This window comes from Escherichia sp. MOD1-EC5495, from assembly GCF_002965965.1.
Lineage (GTDB): Bacteria > Pseudomonadota > Gammaproteobacteria > Enterobacterales > Enterobacteriaceae > Escherichia > Escherichia ruysiae.
The window spans coordinates 1-24,216 of record NZ_PTRI01000018.1; the positions used below are offsets into that span (position 1 = coordinate 1).

Sequence of the window (24,216 nt, forward strand, 5' to 3'; positions counted from 1 at the left end):
CAGCGATACCCAGGGAATGCTGGGCATGAAATATCTCTTTTAATGCCACTTTGCCACCCGTCACGTACGGGTGGCGCGCTCCTCGCATCAACCTGATAAGCGTAGCACATCAGGCAAGCCGGACAGTGATATCACCGCCCGGCTTCTTCTGCTTAAACGGACTAGATGTGCAGTTCCTGCAACTTCTCTTTCGGCAGCGCCAGCTCCTCGTTGCTGTTGATACGCACGTCGCGTTCCAGAATGTTACGTGCAATATCCTGAGCTTCCTGCAACGAGTGCATCTGGAAAGTACCGCACTGGTAGACATTCAGTTCCGGGATCTGATTTTGATCCTTCACTTTCAGCACATCTTCCATTGCCGCCTTCCAGGCATCAGCAACACGTTGCTCATCTGGCGTACCAATCAGACTCATATAGAAACCGGTGCGGCAACCCATTGGTGAGATATCAATAATCTCAACGCCGTTGCCGTTAAGATGGTTGCGCATAAAACCAGCAAACAGATGCTCCAGGGTATGGATACCTTTTTCCGGCATTACTTCTTTGTTCGGCACGCAGAAACGCAGATCGAACACGGTGATTGCATCGCCATGCGGGGTGTTCATTGTTTTCGCCACCCGAACTGCAGGCGCTTCCATCCGGGTATGATCGACTGTGAAGCTATCTAACAACGGCATTTAGCCACCTCCGGTAATTTTTTTTAAAATATTCTGAACTCTTTGTTCCCAGGCGAGTCTGAGTATATGAAAGACGCGCATTTGTTATCATCATCCCTGAATTCAGAGATGAAATTTTGGCCACTCACGAGTGGCCTTTTTCTTTTCTGTCAGCTGTGTTTTTCCAGCCACACCTTGAACGACTCGGTATCTGCGGCTTCCATTTCCTGCTGACGACGTTTAGACGCTTCGCGCTCGGCAATAAAATCGTCTTCACGCAGAATTTCCAGCGGCTCTTCACGTAACAAATTGCGATAAGCCTCACCGAACGCTTTGCCAGTTCCGCCAATGCCAGTATCAATCATAGACCGTAAGATACGGGCGGAGAAAGTCAGATCGGGATTATCAAAGCAGGCCACCAGTTCATCACACACTTTCTGATACGCTTCGCCGCCGTTAATGCTGTCCAGCGTTTGCGCGACGCGTTTCAGATCCCGGAACAGATCTTTGCCCACCTGCGGCAACGGGAATTGCGCAGTTTCACAGCCAATTCCCAGCGTCAGCCCCGGCTTACGTCCTTCGAGGATCACCCGGTTCCAGTTGACGCGTGTACAGGCAAGTTCACTACTGCTCATTTCCGGCGCATCAGCCAGCGCACACCAGACCATAAACAGGTCGAGGAAACGCACCTGCTGCTCATCAACACCAATCGGCGAGAATGGGTTGATATCCAGCGAACGCACTTCGATATATTCAATGCCGCCGCGTAACAGCGCATCAGAAGGCGACTCGCCGCTGCGAGTAACGCGTTTCGGACGAATCGGCGCATACAGCTCGTTTTCAATCTGCAGCACGTTGCTGTTGATTTGCAGCCGCTTGCCGTCTTTCTCAAGACCAATCTTCGCGTACTCTTCCGACGGCGTTTTAATTGCCCGCTTCAGACCCGCTACATACTCGTAGAGATCATTAAAAGTAATACCAAGATTACTTTGCGATTTATTGGTATAGCCCAGATCGCTCAAGCGTAGCGATGTCGCATACGGCAGGTAATACATGCCGCATTCGGTTTTCTCAAACGGCAGCGACGTCGGTTTACCTTGCAGGAAAGAAGAACAAATTGCCGGAGAAGCACCAAACAGGTACGGGATCACCCAACCGAAGCGATAGTAGTTACGAATAGCGCGGAAGTAGCCCGCAGAGATTTTCTCTTTGGCGTCAGCGCCCGAGATATCACCACACTGCGCCTGCCAGAATGCCATTGGTAACGAGAAGTTGTAGTGTACGCCGGAGATGGTTTGCATCAGCGCGCCATAGCGATTTTTCAGCCCTTCACGGTACAGCGTTTTAAAGCGCCCTGTATTGGACGTTCCATACTGCGCCAGTTCGATATCCTGACCTTCCGCGATGTAACATGGCATACTTAACGGCCACATCCGCTCATCGCCAATATTACGCGCGGTATAGCGATGCAAATCGCGCATAAAGGTCAACATATGCTCAATATCGCCATCGACCGGCGTAATGAACTCCAGCAACGCTTCGGCAAAATCGGTGGTGATCCATTTATGCGTCAGTGCGGAACCTAATGCTTCAGGATGACCGGTTGTTGCCAGAGTGCCATCTGGGTTAACACGCAAAGTTTCGCGCTCAAGACCACGCTGTATCCCCTTTAATGCCTGAGGATGTTTTTCCAGCCAGGCCAGCGCCTGTGATACGTCCGGGATCAAATTGACCTCCCGCCTGTCAAAATCGTTTTAATTAGCATAACTGTAATGGTGGCCATGTGTGCAGGCCTACAATTAGTGCCACCACATCATGCCCTGAACGGTGGCTGCTGCAACCGCAACATAGCGCAACGCTTTACCAAGGCACAAAAAAAAGATTACTGGTCCCCACGAGATGCGCATCCATCCCGCTAACAGACACAGTAAGTCGCCAATCACTGGCATCCAGCTTAATAAGAGTGTGACTGCGCCATAGCGTTTCAGCCAGCCAATGGCTTTTTCTTGCCAGCGCGATGTTTTGCGCAATGGAAAGAAACGCCCAAGGATAACGTTAGTTAACCCTCCAAGGCTATTACCCATTGTTGCTGTTAATACTAAAACCCAGGGATGACTCACCCCAGAAAGTAACATTGCGACCAGCATAACTTCCGAATTGCCGGGTAATAGTGTAGCGCTGAGAAAACTACTGGCAAACAACGAGAAGAGCGACAGCGACTCACTCACAGCAAGCGAACATCCACGGCGTCCATGCCTGCGGCGCGAGCGGCCTGTATACCAAAATCGGCATCTTCAAAGACAACGCAATGCGTTGGTTGCACGCCCATACGCTGCGCACACAGCAAAAACGTGTCTGGTGCAGGTTTATGGTGTTTGACGTGATCGGCAGCAATGACTACATCGAAATAACGACGTAATCCGAGGTGCGTTAGCAGCGCCTCAGCGATGGCGCTTTCACTCCCCGTACCGACAGCCATTGGGCGACGACCGTGCCAGCTTTTCACCACTTCAACAAGGGGAAGCGGTTCGACGCTATCGAGCAACATGCTTCTTACGGCATCGGTTTTCTCGCGGGCTAATGCATGGGGATCGAGATCGGCCTGATTCAGCTCAATGATCGCCTGGGCTATACGCCAGGTGGGCGAGCCATTAAGCGCAATCATGGCCTGAACATCGTACTGAAGACCGTAGCGTCCTAATACTTCACGCCACGCTTTACGGTGCGTGGGTTCTGTATCCAGGATTGTGCCATCCATATCAAAAATTAAACCTGCATAACGCTCGTACATTGTCTTCTCGCAAGTCGAAAAATATGACGCTACTTTAGCGTAATTGCTTGATTTTGTCGCCGATGCGAAGGGGAAGATTATTCAGGATATGGATAAAATAGTTATTTAGAAATGAGATGTTTTTGGAGGAAATTTTTGGAGAAGATGGTGCATCCGGGAGGATGACTCACTGGCGTTCGCCCTTCGGGCCATTGCTGGCGCAACGTTATCCTCCCTGCTGCCTGCGGTTAATACCGCTATCTCTTCGATACCTTCATTGCTGAAGGTTACGGAGAATATGGTGCATCCGGGAGGATTCGAACCTCCGACCGCTCGGTTCGTAGCCGAGTACTCTATCCAGCTGAGCTACGGATGCATCGGGAAACTTACTTTACTGCAGATTTTTTGATACCGCTACTAAAGCCATATCAAGTAAGAGATGGTGCATCCGGGAGGATTCGAACCTCCGACCGCTCGGTTCGTAGCCGAGTACTCTATCCAGCTGAGCTACGGATGCATCGGGAAACTTACTTTACTGCAGATTTTTTGATACCGCTACTAAAGCCATATCAAGTAAGAGATGGTGCATCCGGGAGGATTCGAACCTCCGACCGCTCGGTTCGTAGCCGAGTACTCTATCCAGCTGAGCTACGGATGCAAATGGCGGTGAGGCGGGGATTCGAACCCCGGATGCAGCTTTTGACCGCATACTCCCTTAGCAGGGGAGCGCCTTCAGCCTCTCGGCCACCTCACCACACGCCTCTTACGAGTGCTTCGAAGAACTTGTTTATCGCTCATCGTCGCTGCGTGGCGCACATATTACTTTCTGAGACTTATAAGTCAAACAATTTTTCCCACACTTTTATCGTTTGCACACTTCACGCTCAATTAGACTGTAAAAACGTCAAAAAGAGTGTTTTATCAACAGAAAAAATGGCCTATGACAGGCAGGCGTGATGCAGAAAAATGGATGTTAACGTTGAATGAACGGGAGTAATGCGAAAAGAAAATGAAGTGAAGGAGAGATTTTGAGGGTGCGTCTCACCGTTAAAGATGAGACGCGGAAAGATTAGTAACTGGACTGCTGGGATTTTTCAGCCTGGATACGCTGGTAGATCTCTTCACGGTGAACAGAAACTTCCTTCGGGGCATTTACGCCAATACGTACCTGGTTGCCCTTTACCCCTAAAACTGTCACGGTGACCTCATCCCCAATCATGAGGGTCTCACCAACTCGACGAGTCAGAATCAGCATTCTTTGCTCCTTGAAAGATTAAAAGAGTCGGGTCTCTCTGTATCCCGGCATTATCCATCATATAACGCCAAAAAGTAAGCAATGACAAACACATTACATGTAAGCAGTCATGGCATTACATTCTGTTAAACCTAAGTTTAGCCGATATACACAACTTCAACCTGACTTTATCGTTGTCGATAGCGTTGATGCGAATGCCGTGGAGCAAGTCCACGGCATTGCCTAACGCTAATATTATTGCAATTTCGCGCTGACCCAGCCTTTCACACTGGCTAACGCTGCAGGTAAGGCCGCAGCATCCGTACCACCGGCTTGCGCCATGTCAGGACGTCCACCACCCTTGCCGCCCACCTGCTGAGCGACCATACCAATCAGTTCCCCTGCTTTCACACGATCTGTGACGTCCTTAGATACGCCTGCAATCAGAGAAACCTTACCTTCGGCTACCGTTGCCAGCACGATAATTGTCGACCCCAGCTGATTTTTTAAATCGTCAACCATGGTACGCAACATCTTCGGCTCAACACCGTTAAGCTCGCTAACCAACAGCTTAACACCATTAACATCAATTGCCTTACTGGAAAGATTTGCACTCTCCTGCGCGGCAGCCTGTTCTTTAAGCTGTTGTAGCTCTTTTTCCAACTGACGCGTACGTTCCAGTACTGAACGAACTTTATCAACCAGATTATTGCTATCGCCTTTCAGCAGATGCGCAACTTCGCTTAAGCGATCGCTGTCTGCATGAACGGTGGCAATAGCACCTTCTCCGGTTACAGCTTCGATACGACGAACGCCCGCAGCAGTACCCGATTCAGAGATAATACGGAACAGACCGATATCACCGGTGCGGCTGGCGTGAGTACCGCCACACAGCTCTGTGGAGAAATCGCCCATGCTCAGTACACGTACACGTTCATCATACTTCTCGCCAAATAGCGCCATCGCGCCTTTCGCTTTCGCAGCCTCGAGATCCATGATGTTGGTTTCAATCGGCAAGTTACGACGAATTTGTGCGTTCACCAGATCCTCAACGGCACGAATTTCCTCTGGTTTCATCGCTTCATTATGTGAGAAGTCGAAACGCAGCACTTTGTCGTTAACCAGAGAACCTTTCTGCGATACATGAGTACCCAGAATCTGGCGCAGCGCAGCATGCATCAAGTGCGTTGCGGAGTGATTCAGACGAATACGAGCACGGCGCGCTTCATCAACATCGGCCTGCACCGCGTCGCCCACTTTCAGAGAACCCGCAGCAAGTTTACCGATGTGGCCAATCGCCTGGCCGTATTTCTGCGTATCTTCTACCGCAAAGGAGAAGTTTGCGCCTTTCAGTTCGCCTTTATCACCAACCTGACCGCCAGATTCTGCATAGAATGGCGTTTGATCCAGCACGACTACCGCTTCCTGGCCTGCATTGATGGCATCAACCGCTTTACCATCAACAAACAGCGCGGTCACTTTGCCGTTCAGTTCCAGATGGTCATAGCCTTTAAATTCAGATGCACTGTCAACACGGATCATTGCGTTATAATCGGCACCAAAGCCGCTGGCTTCGCGCGCACGACGACGCTGCTCTTCCATTGCTGCTTCAAAGCCAGCTTCGTCAACTTTGATGTTGCGCTCACGACAAACGTCAGCCGTCAGGTCAACCGGGAAGCCGTAAGTGTCGTACAAACGGAAAGCGGTTTCGCCATCCAGCGTATCGCCAGAAAGTTTCGCCAGCTCTTCATCCAGCAGCGCCAGACCGCGCTCCAGAGTACGCGCAAACTGCTCTTCTTCAGTTTTCAGCACCTGCTCAACCTGAGCCTGTTGGCGTTTCAGGTCTTCACCCGCAGAGCCCATGACCTCGATCAGTGGCCCCACCAGCTTGTAGAAGAAGGTTTCTTTCGCACCCAGCATATTGCCGTGACGCACCGCGCGACGAATGATACGACGCAGTACATAACCACGGTTTTCGTTGGACGGCATTACGCCATCCGCTATCAGGAACGCACAAGAACGAATGTGGTCAGCGATTACGCGCAGCGATTTATTGCTTAGATCGATCGCGCCAGTGACTTTTGCTACCGCCTGGATCAGCGTGCGGAACAGGTCGATGTCATAGTTAGAGTTAACGTGTTGCAGCACCGCAGCAATACGCTCCAGCCCCATACCGGTATCTACAGACGGCTTCGGCAGCGGTTCCATCGTGCCATCAGCCTGACGGTTGAACTGCATGAAGACGATGTTCCAGATCTCAATATAGCGGTCGCCGTCTTCTTCCGGGCTTCCCGGAGGGCCACCCCAGATGTGGTCACCATGATCGTAGAAAATTTCAGTACACGGGCCGCACGGACCAGTGTCACCCATCTGCCAAAAGTTGTCAGACGCGTATGGCGCACCTTTGTTATCACCGATGCGAATAATACGTTCGCGCGGGATACCAACTTCTTTTTCCCAGATTTCGTAGGCTTCGTCGTCGCTTTCATAGACGGTAACCCACAGACGCTCTTTCGGCAGAGCAAACCATTTTTCGCTGGTCAGTAATTCCCATGCAAACTGAATGGCATCGTGTTTGAAATAGTCGCCGAAGCTGAAGTTGCCCAGCATCTCGAAGAAGGTATGGTGACGCGCGGTGTAACCGACGTTTTCCAGGTCGTTGTGTTTCCCCCCCGCACGCACGCAGCGTTGGGAGGTGGTAGCGCGGGAATAATTACGCTTGTCGAGCCCAAGGAACACATCCTTGAACTGGTTCATCCCGGCGTTGGTAAACAACAAAGTTGGGTCGTTATGGGGGACCAGGGAGCTGCTGGCAACTACCTGATGTCCCTTACTATGGAAAAAGTCGAGAAACGCCTGACGGATCTCAGCGGTGCTCTTGCTCATAATTATCCTGAAATCAAGCTAACGAAATATCGCCACCAGCAGCAGCAAGTTAATAACCGCTGGGCTGGTAACTGAAAAGTGGGAATAAGATAAGTTTTCTTGACTGGGAAGTAAAATACCGTATGCGTTCAGTCGGCAAAATTTCGCCAAATCTCCTGGATATCTTCCATCAGATAGCCACGATAGAGCAGAAAACGCTGGATCTTAACTTTTTCTGAAAAGACTGTTGGCAGTGGTTCGCCATATTTTCGCGTAGCCTGATCGCGCGCCAGTTCGCACCAGTCGATGTCACATTCACGCATCGCTTTTTCTGTGGCCTCTCGGGAGATACCTTTCTGGTTCAGTTCCTGACGAATACGCGCTGGTCCATAACCTTTACGGCTACGGCTGGCGATAAAGCGCCCAACAAATCGGCTGTCATCGAGATAGCCATGTTCATGGCACCAGGCAATAACACGTTCATAATCCTCTGCCGTGGCATCAATCTCTTCCGGGCCATTTTTGCCCATAATCGGTGCTGCGAGTTTACGTCGCAATTCTTGCTCGCTGTGATCGCGTACCGCCAGAATGCGTACCGCGCGATCCAACAGGCGAGCATATGCCGGACGACGGGATATTGATTCTGTCATGGCATATCCTTAAAACTTAAAAAGCAAAAGGGTCGCAAATGCGACCCCAGTTTTGCTGACAAACAGGTTTAATAGTCAATGAGTGGCAGGATTTCCCCGCAGGCCCTGCTACTCAGAGGATCGAGGTGAGAGTAATTTTTCACGCCAGTGCTGGCCTGTTCCCCTCACCCTAACCCTCTCCCCAAAGGGGCGAGGGGACCGTCCGTGCACACATTATCTATTATCATCAATAACTAACGATTAAAAATCTTCGTTAGTTTCTGCTACGCCTTCGCTGTCATCTACAGAGAAATCCGGCGTTGAGTTCGGATTGCTCAGCAGCAGCTCACGAACTTTCTTCTCGATCTCTTTCGCGGTTTCCGGGTTGTCTTTCAGCCAGGCAGTTGCATTCGCTTTACCCTGGCCGATTTTCTCGCCTTTGTAGCTGTACCATGCACCCGCTTTCTCGATCAGCTTCTCTTTCACGCCCAGGTCAACCAGCTCGCCGTAGAAGTTAATACCTTCGCCGTAGAGGATCTGGAATTCAGCCTGTTTAAATGGCGCAGCGATTTTGTTCTTCACCACTTTCACGCGGGTTTCGCTACCCACCACGTTTTCGCCCTCTTTCACCGCGCCGATACGACGGATATCAAGACGAACAGAGGCGTAGAATTTCAGCGCGTTACCACCGGTTGTGGTTTCCGGGTTACCGAACATCACACCAATTTTCATACGGATCTGGTTGATGAAGATCAGCAGCGTGTTGGACTGTTTCAGGTTACCCGCCAGCTTACGCATCGCCTGGCTCATCATACGTGCCGCAAGGCCCATATGAGAGTCGCCGATTTCGCCTTCGATTTCCGCTTTCGGCGTCAGTGCCGCAACGGAGTCAACGACGATAACGTCTACGGCGCCAGAACGCGCCAGGGCGTCACAGATTTCCAGTGCCTGCTCGCCGGTGTCCGGCTGAGAGCACAACAGGTTATCGATATCGACACCCAGTTTACGTGCGTAGACCGGGTCCAGCGCGTGTTCAGCATCGATAAACGCACAGGTTTTACCTTCGCGCTGCGCAGCGGCAATAACCTGCAGCGTCAGTGTCGTTTTACCGGAAGATTCCGGTCCGTAGATTTCGACAATACGCCCCATCGGCAGACCGCCTGCCCCGAGCGCGATATCCAGTGAAAGCGAACCGGTAGAGATGGTTTCCACATCCATAGAACGGTCTTCACCCAGGCGCATGATGGAGCCTTTACCAAATTGTTTCTCAATCTGGCCCAGTGCTGCCGCCAACGCTTTCTGTTTGTTTTCGTCGATAGCCATTTTTACTCCTGTCATGCCGGGTATTACCGGATAGTCAATATATTCTGCTGAAGCAATTATACTGTATGCTCATACAGTATCAAGTATTTTGTAGAAATTGTTGCCACAACGTCTGCAATGCATAAGCCGTCGCCTTCCGACGCACGGCATCACGGTCACCGCTGAAGCATTCCCGGCGGGTAATACCTTCGCCGCTGGCTGAAGCAAAAGCAAACCAGACAGTGCCAACTGGCTTCTCTTCGCTGCCGCCATCCGGCCCGGCGATACCGCTGATAGAAACAGCATAATCAGCACGAGCCGCTTTCAGGGCGCCAATCGCCATTTCCACCACGACGGGTTCACTCACCGCGCCATGCTGCACCAGCGTCTCATCTCGCACGCCGATCATCTGCGATTTGGCCTCGTTACTGTAGGTGACAAATCCGCGTTCAAACCAGGCGGAACTGCCAGCAATATCAGTAATAACTTTCGCTACCCAGCCACCGGTACAAGACTCAGCGGTTGTTACGATTGCGCCACGGGCTTTCAGCGCCTGCCCTACCTGTCCGCTTAATTGCATCAGTTCACTGTCAGTCATCACAACCTCTGTCAGTCAGATATTTATGCCGGACAAGATAGCACTTTCCCGTAAAAGATGGGGACGAGCGATTCATTTTACGAGTCGCATTCCGAAATAAGACTGTTACGACCAACCAGTAAAGAAAAAAGGCTACCATGCCGCGTTCGCATTGATATGTATTCACAGGGAGAGAAAAGTAATGGCAACAAAGAAAACGGATAACACCCCACAAAACGTACTCAAACAGACCACGCAAATGCGTATGTGGGTCACCATTGGCGGCGTCAGCGCCCTGGTTGCAGTGGTATGTAAGATTTTATCTTCCGGCTATCTTGAACCTTTCGATTTTGGTCAGGCTGCGTTAGGCGTTGTCTGCCTGGGATATACAGTGTCGCTGTCTAAGAAAATCAAACAATTACGTCAGCAATCTCTTTCGAATAAACAGTAAGATAGCAGAGGGAGGTTTAACCTCCCTCTTGCAAATAATTACTGTACGCGCGCCAGCGCCACGGCTTGTCCTAACTGCCAGACCGCCATTGCGTAGTGAGTGCTGTGGTTGTAACGGGTAATAGTGTAGAAGTTCGGCAAACCGTACCAGTACTGATACCCCGTCCCGACATCCAGACGCAGCAAGCTGGCCTGCTGATGATTGCCCAGTGGCTGCTGTGGCGTCAGCCCTGCCGCTGCAAGTTGTGAAATGCTGTACTTGGTTTTGAAGCCATTTGGCAACCCCGGAGCCTGACCATTTGCCATTACAGCAACCTGATCGCCTTTCACCCAGCCATGCGCTTTGAAATAGTTCGCCACGCTGCCAATGGCATCAACCGGGTCCCACAGGTTGATATGCCCGTCGCCGCTGAAATCCACGGCGTATTGTTTGTAAGACGACGGCATAAACTGACCGTAGCCCATTGCACCGGCAAAGGAACCTTTCAGATTGAGCGGATCGTCCTGCTCATCGCGCGCCATTAGCAGGAAGGTTTCCAGTTCACCAGAGAAATACTCCGCGCGGCGCGGGTAGTTAAATGACAGCGTCGCCAACGCATCGAGGATGCGAGTTTTACCCATCACGCGTCCCCAGCGGGTTTCAACGCCGATAATCCCGACGATAATTTCCGGCGGTACGCCATACACCTGCCACGCGCGATTCAGCGCATCTTCATACTGGTTCCAGAAAACCACGCCGTTCTGCACGTTATCCGGAGTAATAAATTTTTTGCGATAACGCAGCCATGCGCCGTTCGGGCCAGATGGCGGCTTCACCGATGTGGTTGGTGCCTGGTTATCCATCAGCCGCAGTACCGAATCCAGACGTTTCGCCTGGGAGAGGATTTCCTGCAACTGCTGACGATTGAAGCCGTGTTTTTTCACCATTTTGTCGATGAACTGCTGCGCATTCGGGTTGTTAGCAAAGTCACCGCCCATCTGCATCACATTGTGCTGCGGCTCAAGCAGGAAGCCGCCGGACGGCGTTCCGGTGGTCGTTTCAGTCTCAGTAGGTTTTGGCTTGCTGCTACAGGCGGCAAGCAACACAAAAAGGGGAAGCAATGTTACATAACGACGCTTGAACATGAGGAGTCCATTTAACAGATTCAACCAGGGGCAAGTATGGTAAAGCATCCCGCCCCGCACAAGGAAGCGGTAGTCACTGCCCAATACGGACTTTACATAACACAAATCACCTTCCTCACCATCCTTTCAACCAAACTTTCAAATTAAAATATTTATCTTTCATTTTGCGATCAAAATAACACTTTTAAATCTTTCAATCTGATTAGATTGTGTTGCCGTTTGGTAATAAAACAATAAATTTCAAAGGAGAGAACAATGATAGAAACCATTACTCATGGCGCAGAGTGGTTCATCGGGCTGTTCCAGAAAGGTGGAGAGGTGTTTACCGGGATGGTGACCGGCATTCTTCCGCTGTTGATAAGCCTGCTGGTAATCATGAACGCGCTGATTAATTTTATCGGGCAGCACCGCATTGAACGATTTGCTCAACGTTGCGCCGGCAATCCTGTTTCCCGTTACCTGCTATTACCGTGTATTGGCACGTTTGTTTTTTGTAACCCAATGACCTTAAGCCTGGGCCGTTTTATGCCGGAAAAGTTCAAACCCAGCTATTACGCGGCGGCTTCTTATAGCTGCCACTCAATGAACGGTCTCTTCCCTCATATCAACCCCGGCGAACTGTTTGTTTATCTGGGAATTGCCAGCGGTCTGACGACGCTGAATCTGCCACTTGGCCCACTGGCAGTGAGCTACCTGCTGGTTGGTCTGATTACGAACTTCTTCCGTGGCTGGGTGACCGACCTGACCACCGCCATTTTTGAGAAAAAAATGGGCATTCAACTTGAACAAAAAGTTCACCTGGCTGGAGCGACATCATGACGCGTATTCGGATCGAAAAAGGCACTGGTGGCTGGGGTGGCCCGCTTGAACTGGAAGCCACGCCAGGTAAAAAAATCGTCTATATCACCGCCGGAACCCGGCCTGCAATTGTCGACAAACTGGCACAGCTTACTGGCTGGCAGACTATCGACGGCTTTAAAGAAGGTGAACCTGCGGAAGCGGAAATCGGCGTTGCAGTAATCGACTGCGGCGGCACACTGCGCTGCGGCATCTATCCAAAACGGCGTATTCCCACCATTAATATCCACTCGACGGGCAAGTCCGGTCCGCTGGCGCAGTACATCGTGGAAGATATTTATGTCTCTGGCGTGAAAGAAGAAAATATTACTGTGGTCGGCGCTGAAACTCCGCAACCCTCTTCCGTTGGTCGTGACTACGACACCAGCAAGAAAATCACCGAACAAAGCGATGGTTTACTGGCGAAAGTGGGAATGGGCATGGGGTCTGCCGTTGCCGTGCTGTTTCAGTCCGGGCGCGACACTATCGACACCGTATTAAAAACCATTCTGCCGTTTATGGCGTTCGTCTCGGCGCTCATCGGCATCATTATGGCTTCCGGCCTTGGCGACTGGATTGCCCACGGTCTTGCTCCGCTGGCGAGCCATCCACTGGGGCTGGTAATGCTGGCGCTTATCTGCTCCTTCCCGCTGCTTTCGCCTTTCCTTGGGCCTGGCGCCGTTATCGCGCAGGTTATCGGCGTATTGATTGGTGTGCAGATTGGTCTCGGCAATATTCCGCCGCATCTGGCTTTACCGGCGCTGTTTGCCATCAACGCGCAGGCGGCCTGCGACTTTATCCCGGTCGGTTTATCGCTGGCGGAAGCCCGTCAGGACACGGTTCGCGTCGGGGTCCCTTCTGTACTGGTGAGCCGCTTTTTGACCGGCGCACCAACTGTACTGATCGCCTGGTTTGTCTCCGGTTTTATCTATCAATAGAGGCTGAAACATGACCGTTATTTATCAGACCACCATCACCCGTATCGGCGCGAGCGCCACTGACGCCTTCAGCGACCAGATGCTCATCACCTTTCGTGAAGGCGCACCTGCGGATCTCGAAGAGTATTGCTTCATCCATTGCCACGGCGAATTGAAAGGAGAACTCCATCCCGGTTTGCAATTTTCACTCGGGCAGCATCGCTATCCAGTGACCGCCGTTGGCAGCGTGGCGGAAGACAACCTTCGCGAACTGGGTCATGTCACCCTGCGCTTCGATGGTTTAAGCGAAGCGGAATTTCCGGGCACTGTCCATGTGGCAGGCCCTGTACCCGACGATATCGCGCCGGGATCGGTTTTGAAGTTTGAATCTGTTAAGGAGTAAAAAATGAATCAGGTTGCCGTTGTCATCGGTGGTGGGCAAACTCTGGGCGCGTTCCTGTGCCATGGTCTGGCTGCCGAGGGGTATCGTGTGGCAGTTGTCGATATTCAGAGCGACAAAGCCGCAAATGTGGCGCAAGAAATTAACGCCGAATATGGTGAGGGAACGGCGTACGGTTTTGGTGCTGACGCCACCAGCGAGCAGAGCGTTCTGGCGCTCTCTCGTGGGATAGATGAAATCTTTGGTCGCGTCGATTTACTGGTCTACAGCGCCGGAATTGCAAAAGCAGCGTTTATCAGCGATTTCCAGCTCGGCGATTTTGACCGTTCGCTACAGGTGAATCTGGTGGGCTATTTCCTGTGCGCGCGTGAATTTTCGCGTTTGATGATCCGCGACGGCATTCAGGGACGCATTATTCAGATCAACTCGAAATCCGGCAAGGTGGGCAGTAAACATAACTCTGGCTACAGCGCCGCGAAATTTGGTGGCGTAGGGCTGACTCAATCACTGGCGCTGGATCTGGCAGAGTACGGCATTACGGTGCATTCGCTGATGCTCGGTAACCTGCTGAAATCGCCGATGTTCCAGTCACTGTTGCCGCAATACGCCACCAAGCTGGGTATCAAACCGGACGAAGTCGAGCACTATTACATCGATAAAGTACCGCTCAAACGCGGCTGCGATTATCAGGATGTGCTGAATATGCTGCTGTTCTACGCCAGTCCAAAGGCGTCGTACTGCACCGGACAGTCGATCAATGTCACTGGCGGTCAGGTGATGTTCTGATCAACAGCGGAGATCCTTTTAGGATTTCAGACTGATGACAATGTTCAAAAAGGGTTCGGACGATCCCCTCGCCTCTTTGGGGTGAGGGGGAAAACCGTACCCACATTTAGGAGAAGTTATGGTATCAGCTCTCATCACCGTCGCCGTTATCGCCTGGTGTGCGCAACTGGCCTTAGGCGGCTGGCAAATTTCTCGTTTTAATCGAGCCTTCGACGCGCTCTGCCAGCAAGGGCGCGTCGGTGTAGGCCGTTCCAGTGGGCGCTTTAAGCCACGGGTCGTGGTCGCCATCGCCCTGGACGATCAGCAGCGCGTCACCGACACCTTGTTTATGAAAGGACTGACCGTTTTCGCCCGACCACAAAAAATTCCCGCAATTAAGGGTATGTATTCTGGTGATTTAAAGCCCGATGTGATCTTTCCCCATGATCCACTATCACAGAATGCTCTATCATTGGCGCTTAAACTGAAACGTAGATAATTTCGTTGTGAATGTTACTAGCTTGCGAAGTTATCATTTTGAAACCTAAATCAGGTAATCACGCCCATGAAACCTCGTCAGCGTCAGGCCGCCATTCTGGAGTATCTGCAAAAGCAGGGGAAATGCTCGGTTGAAGAATTGGCGCAATACTTTGACACCACAGGCACCACCATTCGCAAAGATCTGGTTATTCTGGAACATGCCGGAACCGTCATCCGAACCTATGGCGGCGTGGTGTTAAATAAAGAGGAATCCGATCCGCCTATCGATCATAAAACGCTCATCAACACCCATAAGAAAGAGCTGATTGCAGAAGCTGCCGTTAGTTTTATTCATGATGGCGATTCGATCATTCTCGATGCTGGCAGTACCGTGTTGCAGATGGTCCCCATGTTATCGCGCTTTAATAACATCACGGTGATGACCAACAGCCTGCATATCGTCAACGCGCTATCCGAACTGGATAACGAACAAACCATCCTGATGCCAGGCGGAACATTTCGCAAAAAATCGGCCTCATTTCACGGGCAACTGGCAGAGAATGCCTTCGAGCATTTCACCTTCGATAAATTATTTATGGGCACCGACGGCATCGATCTCAATGCGGGCGTAACCACGTTCAACGAGGTTTATACCGTCAGTAAGGCGATGTGTAATGCCGCGCGCGAAGTGATTTTGATGGCTGACTCATCGAAGTTTGGTCGTAAAAGCCCCAACGTAGTTTGCAGTCTTGAAAGCGTCGATAAACTGATTACCGACGCAGGTATCGATCCGGCGTTTCGTCAGGCGCTGGAAGAGAAAGGGATCGACGTGATCATAACCGGAGAAAGCAATGAGTGAAGCACTACTGAACGCGGGACGTCAGACGTTAATACTGGAGTTGCAGGAAGCAAGCCGTTTACCGGAACGTCTGGGCGATGATTTTGTTCGCGCCGCCAATATCATCCTGCACTGCGAAGGCAAAGTGGTGGTTTCGGGAATTGGCAAATCGGGCCACATTGGTAAGAAAATCGCCGCAACGCTTGCCAGTACCGGCACACCGGCTTTTTTTGTCCATCCCGCAGAAGCACTGCACGGCGATCTGGGGATGATTGAAAGCCGCGATGTGATGCTGTTTATCTCTTACTCCGGTGGCGCGAAGGAACTGGATCTGATTATTCCGCGTCTGGAAGACAAATCTATCGCCCTGCTGGCGATGACTGGCAAACCGACATCACCGCTGGGTCTGGCGGCGAAAGCGGTGCTGGATATTTCCGTAGAACGCGAAGCCTGCCCGATGCACCTTGCGCCGACCTCCAGCACCGTCAATACCCTGATGATGGGCGATGCGCTGGCGATGGCGGTCATGCAGGCGCGCGGATTTAATGAAGAAGATTTTGCCCGCTCCCACCCTGCCGGCGCGCTGGGCGCTCGCTTGCTGAACAAAGTGCATCATCTGATGCGCCGTGATGACGCCATCCCTCAGGTAGCGTTAACCGCCAGCGTGATGGACGCGATGCTGGAACTCAGCCGCACCGGTCTGGGGCTGGTGGCAGTATGTGACGCTCAACAACAGGTACAAGGCGTCTTTACTGACGGCGATTTACGTCGCTGGCTGGTTGGCGGCGGCGCACTCACCACGCCGGTGAATGAAGCGATGACGGCAGGCGGCACCACATTACAGGCACAAAGTCGCGCTATCGACGCCAAAGAAATCCTGATGAAGCGCAAAATCACCGCCGCACCGGTGGTGGATGAAAACGGCAAACTCACCGGCGCGATTAACCTGCAGGATTTCTATCAGGCCGGGATTATTTAATCCTTCAACCCCAGACGTTTCGCCAGCCGATGCAGGTTGGCGACGTCAGTTTCCAGCATCCGTGCGCAGGCAGCCCAGTTGTGATGATTTTGCACCAGTGCCTGGCGAATAGTTTCACGCTGGAACACTTCTGTCGCTTCACGCAGGTTTTGCTTAACAACGGGCACCGCTGCCACTTCTGGCGGCGGCACCGTCACTTCTGGAAAAGCAAAATGTTGCGCCTCGAGAATCACTTCATCGCCGCTGCGGGTCGCTCTCGCCAGCACCACCGCCCGATGAATAGCATGTTCCAGTTCACGCACGTTCCCCGGAAAACTATAGTGTTGCAATAAATTCCGTGCTCCGGCGCTTAATACCACGCGAGAAAGCCCCAGTCGCAGGCGGCACTGCTCGCAGAAATACCCCGCCAGCAGAATGACGTCATCGCCCCGCTCACGCAGCGGCGGCACCGAAAGCGGAAACACGCTCAGGCGGTGGAACAAGTCAGCGCGAAATCGCCCTGCCAGCACCTCTTCGCGTAAGTCGCGGTTAGTCGCCGCCAGCACGCGCACATCGACCCGCAAACTACGGTCATCGCCAACGCGCTGAATATCGCCATACTGCAACACCCTCAGCAGCTTGGCCTGCAATGCCAACGACAACTCGCCGATCTCATCGAGAAACAGCGTGCCGTTATCCGCCATTTCAAACTTCCCGCTGCGGTTACTGATAGCGCCAGTAAACGCTCCTTTCACATGCCCGAACAATTCACTTTCCGCCACACTTTCCGGCAGTGCGGCACAGTTGAGATAGACCAGCGGATTCACCGCACGTGGCGAGGCTTCATGAATCGCTTTCGCCACCAGCTCCTTACCGGTTCCCGTCTCACCGCTGATCAGGACGTTGAGATCGGAGGCCGCCACAATCTCAATCTCTTTTTTCAGTTGCGTCATGCCTGGGGACAAGCCAATCATCTGCATCTGTTTCACCGCTTCAAACGGCGCGGCATCGCCCGGCAGCATATTCTGGCTTTCCAGTTGTTCAATCAGTAACGCATTGCTTAACGCCCCCGCCGCCAGCGCGGCAATCAGCCGTAACTCTTCATCGCTGAAAACATCGAACTGATCGGACTGCATCCCGTCGAGCGTCAGTGCGCCGATCAGGTTTTGTCCGGCAAACAACGGCAGGCCAACGCAGGCGTGAACCTTCAGACTCTCCTGACCAGGAATCAAACCGTCATAGGGATCGGGCAATTCGCTGTCTGCGGGAAAACGCACCACATCACCCGCGCGGGCAATCGCTTCCAGCCGTGGATGCCCTTCCAGCGCAAAACGCCTGCCGAGTACATCCTTCGCCAGCCCGTCGATGGCAAGCGGAATAAACTGCCGCGAGTCGTAACGTAGCAACGCAGACGCATCGCACTCCAGCACCTGACGCAGCGTGGTGATCAGGCGCTGAAAACGATCCTGATGACCAATCCCACGCTGCAATTCGATGGCGATATTCGCCAGCACATCAACGGAAAAACTCATCTTTGCCTCACTGTCAATTTGACTATAGATATTGTCATATCGACCATTTTATTGATAGTCATTTTGACTACTCACTAATGAGCACAAATAAATTTATATGGTAAAAACAATAAGATAAAAACTGGCACGCAATCTGCAATTAACAAAACATCTTTTTAGAACACGCTGAATAAATTGAGGTTGCTATGTCTATTGTGGTGAAAAATAACATTCATTGGGTGGGTCAACGTGACTGGGAAGTGCGTGATTTTCACGGCACGGAATATAAAACGCTGCGCGGCAGCAGTTACAACAGCTACCTCATCCGCGAAGAAAAAAACGTGCTGATCGACACCGTTGACCATAAATTCAGCCGCGAATTTGTGCAGAACCTGCGTAATGAAATCGATCTGGCGGATATTGATTACATCGTGATTAACCATGCTGAAGAGGATCACGCCGGGGCGCTGACCGAACTAATGGCGCAAATTCCCGATACGCCGATCTACTGTACAGCCAACGCTATCGACTCGATAAATGGTCATCACCATCATCCGGAGTGGAATTTTAATGTGGTGAAAACTGGCGACACGCTGGATATCGGCAACGGCAAACAGCTCATTTTTGTCGAAACGCCAATGCTGCACTGGCCGGACAGCATGATGACTTACCTGACAGGCGACGCGGTGCTGTTCAGTAACGATGCTTTTGGTCAGCACTACTGCGACGAGCATCTGTTCAACGATGAAGTGGATCAGACCGAGCTTTTCGAGCAGTGCCAGCGTTACTACGCCAATATCCTGACGCCGTTCAGCCGCCTGGTAACGCCGAAAATTACCGAGATCCTGGGCTTTAACTTGCCAGTCGATATGATAGCGACCTCTCACGGCGTGGTATGGCGCGATAACCCGACGCAAATTGTCGAGCTGTACCTGAAATGGGCGGCGGATTATCAGGAAGACAGAATCACCATTTTCTACGACACCATGTCGAATAATACCCGCATGATGGCTGACGCTATCGCCCAGGGGATCGCGGAAACCGACCCGCGCGTAGCGGTGAAAATTTTCAACGTCGCCCGAAGCGATAAAAACGAAATCCTGACCAATGTCTTCCGCTCAAAAGGCGTGCTGGTCGGCACTTCGACGATGAATAACGTGATGATGCCGAAAATCGCCGGGCTGGTGGAGGAGATGACCGGATTGCGCTTTCGTAATAAACGCGCCAGTGCTTTCGGCTCTCACGGCTGGAGCGGCGGTGCGGTGGATCGTCTTTCCACTCGCCTGCAGGATGCAGGTTTCGAAATGTCGCTTAGCCTGAAAGCCAAATGGCGACCGGATCAGGACGCTCTGGAGTTATGCCGTGAACACGGTCGTGAAATTGCCCGTCAATGGGCGCTTTCGCCGCTGCCGCAGAACACGGTGAATACGGTGGTTAAAGAAGAAACCTATGCCACCACGACGGCTGACCTCGGCCCACGGATGCAGTGCAGCGTCTGCCAGTGGATTTACGATCCGGTAAAAGGCGAGCCAATGCAGGACGTTGCACCAGGAACGCCGTGGAGTGAAGTCCCGGACAACTTCCTGTGCCCGGAATGTTCCCTCGGTAAAGACGTCTTTGACGAACTGGCATCGGAGGCAAAATGAGCAACGGCATTGTGATCATTGGTTCGGGCTTCGCCGCCCGCCAACTGGTGAAAAATATTCGCAAACAGGACGCCAGTATTCCGTTAACCCTGATTGCCGCCGACAGCATGGATGAGTACAACAAACCTGACCTCAGCCATGTGATCAGTCAGGGGCAACGTGCCGACGACCTTACCCGCCAGACGGCAGGTGAATTTGCCGAGCAGTTTAATCTGCGCCTGTTTCCGCACACCTGGGTGACGGATATCGATGCCGAAGCCCATGTGGTGAAAAGCCAGAATAATCAGTGGCAATATGACAAGTTAGTGCTGGCAACCGGTGCCAGCGCCTTTGTCCCGCCAGTGCCCGGGCGTGAGTTAATGCTGACGTTAAATAGTCAGCAAGAGTATCGCGCCTGTGAAACGCAACTGCGGGATGCCCGACGCGTGTTGATTGTCGGCGGTGGTTTGATTGGTAGCGAACTGGCGATGGATTTTTGTCGTGCAGGCAAAGCGGTCACGCTAATCGACAACGCTGCCAGTATTCTGGCATCGTTAATGCCACCGGAAGTAAGCAGCCGCTTGCAGCATCGGTTGACGGAGATGGGCGTTCATCTGCTGTTGAAATCTCAGTTGCAGGGGCTGGAAAAAACGGATTCTGGCATTCGGGCAACGCTGGATCGCCAACGCAGCATCGAAGTGGATGCGGTAATTGCCGCAACCGGACTGCTCCCGGAAACCGCCCTGGCACGACGCGCCGGGCTGACGATTAATCGCGGCGTTTGCGTCGATAGTTATCTGCAAACCAGTAATGCCGATATTTATGCGCTGGGCGATTGCGCAGAAATTAACGGTCAGGTACTGCCGTTCCTCCAGCCGATTCAACTTAGCGCGATGGTGCTGGCAAAAAATCTTCTCGGCAATAACACGCCGCTGAAACTACCGGCGATGTTGGTGAAAATCAAAACGCCGGAATTACCGCTGCATCTGGCAGGCGAAACCCAGCGTCAGGATTTACGCTGGCAGATTAATACAGAAAGCCAGGGGATGGTGGCGCGCGGCGTTGATGATGCCGACCAGCTTCGCGCCTTTGTGGTCAGCGAGGATCGGATGAAAGAGGCGTTCGGATTGTTGAAAACGTTGCCGGTGTAGGTGGGCTACTGTGCCTAAAATGTCGGATGCGACGCTGGCGCGTCTTATCCGACCTACGGGGACGCATGTGTAGGCCGGATAAGGCGTTTACGCCGCATCCGGCAATGGTGTCCAAATGCAGCACGTTTTATCCGTTCTGGACTTCCCCTGCCAACCAACGCGCCGCAGCAATAACCCCCTGCCCCAGAGACAAACCGCCATCACCCGCCGGTAAACTCTGTGGAAAAAGCAATGTGCAATCAGCGAGATAATGCGCCAGACGTGCACGAAGCAAACGGTTATGAATAACCCCGCCGCTAAATACCAGCGTAGTGATACCACGCATCGTAGCCTGCTCACGCATCAACGCGGCAAAACCCTGCGCCAGCGCATCATGAAACGCCCACGCGCGTTGATTAACCGGTGCCTGCCAGTTCAGCCACTGCTGCCAGAAAGTGGCGAGATCCAGTTGATTGTCCACCAGCGGCATCATCACCGGATGCGTCACTCCGTCGCATGAGGCTGCGAGCGCCTCCAGAGCACAAGCCGCTTCACCTTCATAACTTAACGTGACTGGCGCACAGCCCAGCGCCGCCGCTACGGCATCGAACAAACGCCCACACGATGACGCCAGCGGCGCATTGATTCCACGCTCAATGGCTCGTGCCAGCACGCTCCAGTTTTGCTGTTGCACACTTGCCGTTTCGGGATAACTCTGCCACTGCGGCACAAAGCGCAGGCACTGCGCCAGCAGATTTCGCCACGGCTGCTTTGCAGCCAAATCGCCACCAGCAAGCGCCACCGCAGGCAAACCTCCAAGGTGCTCGCATTCGCGATAGTTCACCCGCAGGCACTCGCCGCCCCACAAAGCGCCGTTCTCCCCCATACCAATACCGTCGAGCGTCAAAGCAATGACATCACCGCCATCCAACGGCCAGTGGTGTTCTGCCAGGCACGCCGCCGCGTGGGCATGGTGATGCAGTACCGTTTGCGTCGGCAGATTCATCTCACGCGCCCACTGGTTGGAGACATAACCCGGATGCGCGTCATGCACAACGTATTGCGGGGTGAAATCGTAGATGTTTTGCATCAGGCGTAACGCTTCGCGCCACTGCATCTGGATGCCATCGTCACTTAAATCGCCCAGATGCTGACTCAACACCGCTTGCTCACCGCGCACCAGGCAGAAGGTATTTTTCAGATCCGCGCCGAGACACAGCACAGGCGGAACATTTTTAAAGCCCGGAGGCAAAGCCAACGCGTCCGGCACATACCCCCGCGACCGGCGCAGCATTTCGCCGCTTTCGCGCACCACCGAATCATCCATCCGCTGCACGATATCGCGGTTATGTATCAAGAATCCGTCGGCAATGCCCTGCAAATCCGCCAGCGCCTGTTCATTGCTGATAGCCGGTGGTTTACCGCTCAGGTTGCCGGAGGTCATCACCAGCGGGCATTGCAGTTCCTGTAACAGCAAATGCTGGAGCGGGTTCGCAGGCAACATTACCCCGACTTCGTTAAGGCCAGGGGCGATATCGTCACAAAGTTCGGAGATGTATTTTTTATCCACCAGCACAATCGGCGCGGCGGGCGTGGTGAGCAACTGGCGTGCAGCGTCTGGTAAGACTTCTGCTGTTGGCAACATAACCGCCAGCGGTTTCGCCGGGCGATGTTTGCGTGCCCGAAGTGTCGCCACCGCGTTACTGTTACGTGCATCGCAGGCGAGATGAAATCCGCCAATCCCTTTGATGGCGACAATGTTACCCGCTTTTAGCTGTGCGATAGCTGCCTGTAATGCCGCCTCTTGCTCGGCACGTTCGCCATGACTTACCCATTCAAGATGCGGGCCACACTCCGGGCAGGCCACCGGCTGGGCGTGGAAGCGACGATCGAGCGGGTCGCGATATTCTTTATCACAGGCCAGACACAACGGAAACGCCGCCATCACGGTAAACGGGCGGTCGTAAGGCATCGCGCGAATAATGGTGAAACGCGGGCCACAGTGAGTACAGTTGATAAACGGATAACGATAACGCCGCTCGCCTGGGGTATTCATTTCGGCAAGACAGGCAGGGCAAGTGGCGGCATCGGGAACAATTTGCGTATTCATGGCGCCACCTGCGCTCTGGCGGATAGTGAACTCAGTGGGCGGTTGTGGCCAGGTAAAAGGTTCACGCTCGACGCTATCAATACGCGCCAGCGGCGGACAATGCAGATGCAATTGCGCAAGAAACGTTTCCGGGTCTTCCAGCAGTCGGACTTCTACGCCATCGCCGTCATTACAGACATCGCCGTGAAGATTTAATTGCTGTGCCAGCTGCCAGACAAACGGACGAAAACCGACGCCCTGCACTTTGCCACGAATACGCAGTTGGACACCGCAAGATGTGTTTTTTGCCATTGAGTTATTCCCGCCATCATGAATTGCGTAACCCACCCTGCCGGACACGACAGCGTCGCATCCGGCAGTCACAGGTCGGCGATATCGCCCGCCCCGTATTCTACGAATATTTCCGGGAATTCCTTTGATGCTAGAACAGTTCTGTAAGATTTTTAGAACATCAGCGCCGTGCGGCGACGTTTTTCTGCGCTCAGTTGTTCAAGTTTATTCCGATCGACACAAATCAGCGCATGGGTCGGGCAAGCCGCCATACACGCCGGGCCGTCTTCACGATGGTTGCACAGGTCGCATTTATTGGCTTCGGCTTTGTCTGCACGTACATTCAGCCCCGCACCGCTGTTGCGAATCACCGGACGTACCACCACTTCCATCGCGCCATACGGGCAAGCCACAACGCAGGTTTTGCAACCAATGCAACGTTCCTGCATCACATGAACAAACCCTTTATCACGGCTGATAGCACCATTCGGGCAGACGTTAGCGCACGGTGCATCTTCACACTGACGGCAAACCGTAGCAGTGGAAATGTTCACACCTTTAATGACATGGATTCGCGGTAAAAAAGTTTCCGGGGTCAGCGATGCACAGTCCTGATTTTCCTGATGAGAAACCACGCACGCTACTTCACAGGTACGGCAACCAATACATTTACTCGCGTCAGCAATGATGAAACGGTTCATCAAATTCTCCAGCAATGACAGTTAATGCGCCGATACATTCACAAATCATGCCAGTTTTTAATTTGC

The 24,216-nt window shown here is 52.6% G+C and carries 23 protein-coding genes and 4 tRNA genes; 10 read left to right on the plus strand and 17 right to left on the minus strand.

What is annotated here, in order from left to right; all coding sequences use genetic code 11:
- Positions 1–161: 161 nt before the first annotated feature.
- From luxS to pncC, 13 genes are all read right to left on the minus strand, one after another.
- Positions 162–677 carry an S-ribosylhomocysteine lyase gene (gene luxS, locus BEG40_RS15185; protein WP_001130203.1) on the minus strand — a complete coding sequence of 172 codons (516 nt, stop codon included), beginning with the start codon at positions 675–677 and terminating at the stop codon, positions 162–164.
- A gap of 149 nt (positions 678–826) precedes the next feature.
- Positions 827–2,383: a glutamate--cysteine ligase gene (gene gshA, locus BEG40_RS15190; protein ID WP_105285682.1), complete on the minus strand. Its 1,557-nt coding sequence runs from the start codon at positions 2,381–2,383 to the stop codon at positions 827–829.
- Between the two features lie 72 nt (positions 2,384–2,455).
- A complete protein-coding gene (locus BEG40_RS15195) occupies positions 2,456–2,884 on the minus strand; it encodes a YqaA family protein (protein WP_000004482.1) in 429 nt (142 codons plus the stop codon).
- Positions 2,881–3,447 (minus strand): fructose-1-phosphate/6-phosphogluconate phosphatase, encoded by a 567-nt coding sequence (yqaB, locus tag BEG40_RS15200; protein ID WP_000273322.1) that lies wholly within the window; start codon positions 3,445–3,447, stop codon positions 2,881–2,883. Before yqaB ends, BEG40_RS15195 begins: the two co-directional genes overlap by 4 nt.
- 278 nt (positions 3,448–3,725) lie before the next feature.
- Positions 3,726–3,802, minus strand: a tRNA-Arg gene (locus BEG40_RS15205).
- 64 nt (positions 3,803–3,866) lie between these two features.
- Positions 3,867–3,943 (minus strand) — tRNA-Arg (locus BEG40_RS15210).
- 64 nt (positions 3,944–4,007) lie between these two features.
- Positions 4,008–4,084, minus strand: a tRNA-Arg gene (locus BEG40_RS15215).
- A gap of 3 nt (positions 4,085–4,087) precedes the next feature.
- Positions 4,088–4,180 (minus strand) — tRNA-Ser (locus BEG40_RS15220).
- Between the two features lie 315 nt (positions 4,181–4,495).
- Positions 4,496–4,681: a carbon storage regulator CsrA gene (csrA, locus tag BEG40_RS15225; protein ID WP_000906486.1), complete on the minus strand. Its 186-nt coding sequence runs from the start codon at positions 4,679–4,681 to the stop codon at positions 4,496–4,498.
- A 234-nt stretch (positions 4,682–4,915) separates the two neighbouring features.
- The gene (alaS, locus tag BEG40_RS15230) at positions 4,916–7,546 is read right to left on the minus strand and encodes an alanine--tRNA ligase (protein ID WP_105285683.1); all 2,631 of its coding nucleotides are present in this window, start codon (positions 7,544–7,546) and stop codon (positions 4,916–4,918) included.
- A gap of 128 nt (positions 7,547–7,674) precedes the next feature.
- Positions 7,675–8,175 carry a recombination regulator RecX gene (gene recX, locus BEG40_RS15235; protein ID WP_000140363.1) on the minus strand — a complete coding sequence of 167 codons (501 nt, stop codon included), beginning with the start codon at positions 8,173–8,175 and terminating at the stop codon, positions 7,675–7,677.
- 240 nt (positions 8,176–8,415) lie between these two features.
- Positions 8,416–9,477, minus strand: coding sequence for a recombinase RecA (recA, locus tag BEG40_RS15240; protein WP_000963153.1), 1,062 nt, complete (start codon positions 9,475–9,477; stop codon positions 8,416–8,418).
- 79 nt (positions 9,478–9,556) lie between these two features.
- Positions 9,557–10,054 (minus strand): nicotinamide-nucleotide amidase, encoded by a 498-nt coding sequence (gene pncC, locus BEG40_RS15245; RefSeq protein WP_010352020.1) that lies wholly within the window; start codon positions 10,052–10,054, stop codon positions 9,557–9,559.
- A 181-nt stretch (positions 10,055–10,235) separates the two neighbouring features.
- Between pncC and BEG40_RS15250 the strand changes: the two genes are divergently transcribed.
- Positions 10,236–10,484, plus strand: coding sequence for a hypothetical protein (locus BEG40_RS15250; RefSeq protein ID WP_000201681.1), 249 nt, complete (start codon positions 10,236–10,238; stop codon positions 10,482–10,484).
- 38 nt (positions 10,485–10,522) lie between these two features.
- Here BEG40_RS15250 and mltB read toward each other — a convergent pair whose 3' ends face one another.
- Complete coding sequence (gene mltB / locus BEG40_RS15255) at positions 10,523–11,608, minus strand: lytic murein transglycosylase B (RefSeq protein WP_000476834.1); 1,086 nt, start codon at positions 11,606–11,608, stop codon at positions 10,523–10,525.
- 255 nt (positions 11,609–11,863) lie between these two features.
- On the opposite strand from mltB, the gene srlA reads away from it, so the two are divergent.
- From srlA to gutQ, 7 genes are all read left to right on the plus strand, one after another.
- Positions 11,864–12,427 (plus strand): PTS glucitol/sorbitol transporter subunit IIC, encoded by a 564-nt coding sequence (gene srlA / locus BEG40_RS15260; protein WP_000573312.1) that lies wholly within the window; start codon positions 11,864–11,866, stop codon positions 12,425–12,427.
- Positions 12,424–13,383 (plus strand): PTS glucitol/sorbitol transporter subunit IIB, encoded by a 960-nt coding sequence (gene srlE / locus BEG40_RS15265; RefSeq protein WP_000196941.1) that lies wholly within the window; start codon positions 12,424–12,426, stop codon positions 13,381–13,383. The genes srlA and srlE overlap by 4 nt, the downstream gene beginning before the upstream one ends.
- A 10-nt stretch (positions 13,384–13,393) precedes the next feature.
- Complete coding sequence (gene srlB / locus BEG40_RS15270) at positions 13,394–13,765, plus strand: PTS glucitol/sorbitol transporter subunit IIA (protein WP_000216195.1); 372 nt, start codon at positions 13,394–13,396, stop codon at positions 13,763–13,765.
- 3 nt (positions 13,766–13,768) lie between these two features.
- The gene (gene srlD / locus BEG40_RS15275; protein WP_001077345.1) at positions 13,769–14,548 is read left to right on the plus strand and encodes a sorbitol-6-phosphate dehydrogenase; all 780 of its coding nucleotides are present in this window, start codon (positions 13,769–13,771) and stop codon (positions 14,546–14,548) included.
- Positions 14,549–14,666: 118 nt separating this feature from the next.
- The gene (gene gutM, locus BEG40_RS15280; protein ID WP_000252898.1) at positions 14,667–15,026 is read left to right on the plus strand and encodes a transcriptional regulator GutM; all 360 of its coding nucleotides are present in this window, start codon (positions 14,667–14,669) and stop codon (positions 15,024–15,026) included.
- Positions 15,027–15,092: 66 nt separating this feature from the next.
- Positions 15,093–15,866, plus strand: a complete 774-nt coding sequence (srlR, locus tag BEG40_RS15285; protein ID WP_000804555.1) for a glucitol operon DNA-binding transcriptional repressor SrlR — start codon at positions 15,093–15,095, stop codon at positions 15,864–15,866.
- Positions 15,859–16,824 (plus strand): arabinose-5-phosphate isomerase GutQ, encoded by a 966-nt coding sequence (gene gutQ, locus BEG40_RS15290; RefSeq protein WP_001287396.1) that lies wholly within the window; start codon positions 15,859–15,861, stop codon positions 16,822–16,824. The genes srlR and gutQ overlap by 8 nt, the downstream gene beginning before the upstream one ends.
- Here the strand turns inward: gutQ and norR are convergent.
- A complete protein-coding gene (gene norR / locus BEG40_RS15295; protein WP_105285684.1) occupies positions 16,821–18,335 on the minus strand; it encodes a nitric oxide reductase transcriptional regulator NorR in 1,515 nt (504 codons plus the stop codon). The two genes, gutQ and norR, sit on opposite strands and share 4 nt — an antisense overlap.
- Before the next feature lie 185 nt (positions 18,336–18,520).
- On the opposite strand from norR, the gene norV reads away from it, so the two are divergent.
- The gene (gene norV, locus BEG40_RS15300; protein ID WP_000029631.1) at positions 18,521–19,960 is read left to right on the plus strand and encodes an anaerobic nitric oxide reductase flavorubredoxin; all 1,440 of its coding nucleotides are present in this window, start codon (positions 18,521–18,523) and stop codon (positions 19,958–19,960) included.
- Complete coding sequence (gene norW, locus BEG40_RS15305; RefSeq protein WP_000064714.1) at positions 19,957–21,090, plus strand: NADH:flavorubredoxin reductase NorW; 1,134 nt, start codon at positions 19,957–19,959, stop codon at positions 21,088–21,090. The genes norV and norW overlap by 4 nt, the downstream gene beginning before the upstream one ends.
- 127 nt (positions 21,091–21,217) lie before the next feature.
- Here the strand turns inward: norW and hypF are convergent, their stop codons facing one another.
- Complete coding sequence (gene hypF, locus BEG40_RS15310) at positions 21,218–23,470, minus strand: carbamoyltransferase HypF (RefSeq protein WP_105285685.1); 2,253 nt, start codon at positions 23,468–23,470, stop codon at positions 21,218–21,220.
- Between the two features lie 152 nt (positions 23,471–23,622).
- Entirely contained in the window at positions 23,623–24,150 is a 528-nt protein-coding gene (gene hydN / locus BEG40_RS15315) for an electron transport protein HydN (RefSeq protein WP_001078777.1), read from the minus strand.
- Between the last annotated feature and the right edge of the window lie 66 nt (positions 24,151–24,216).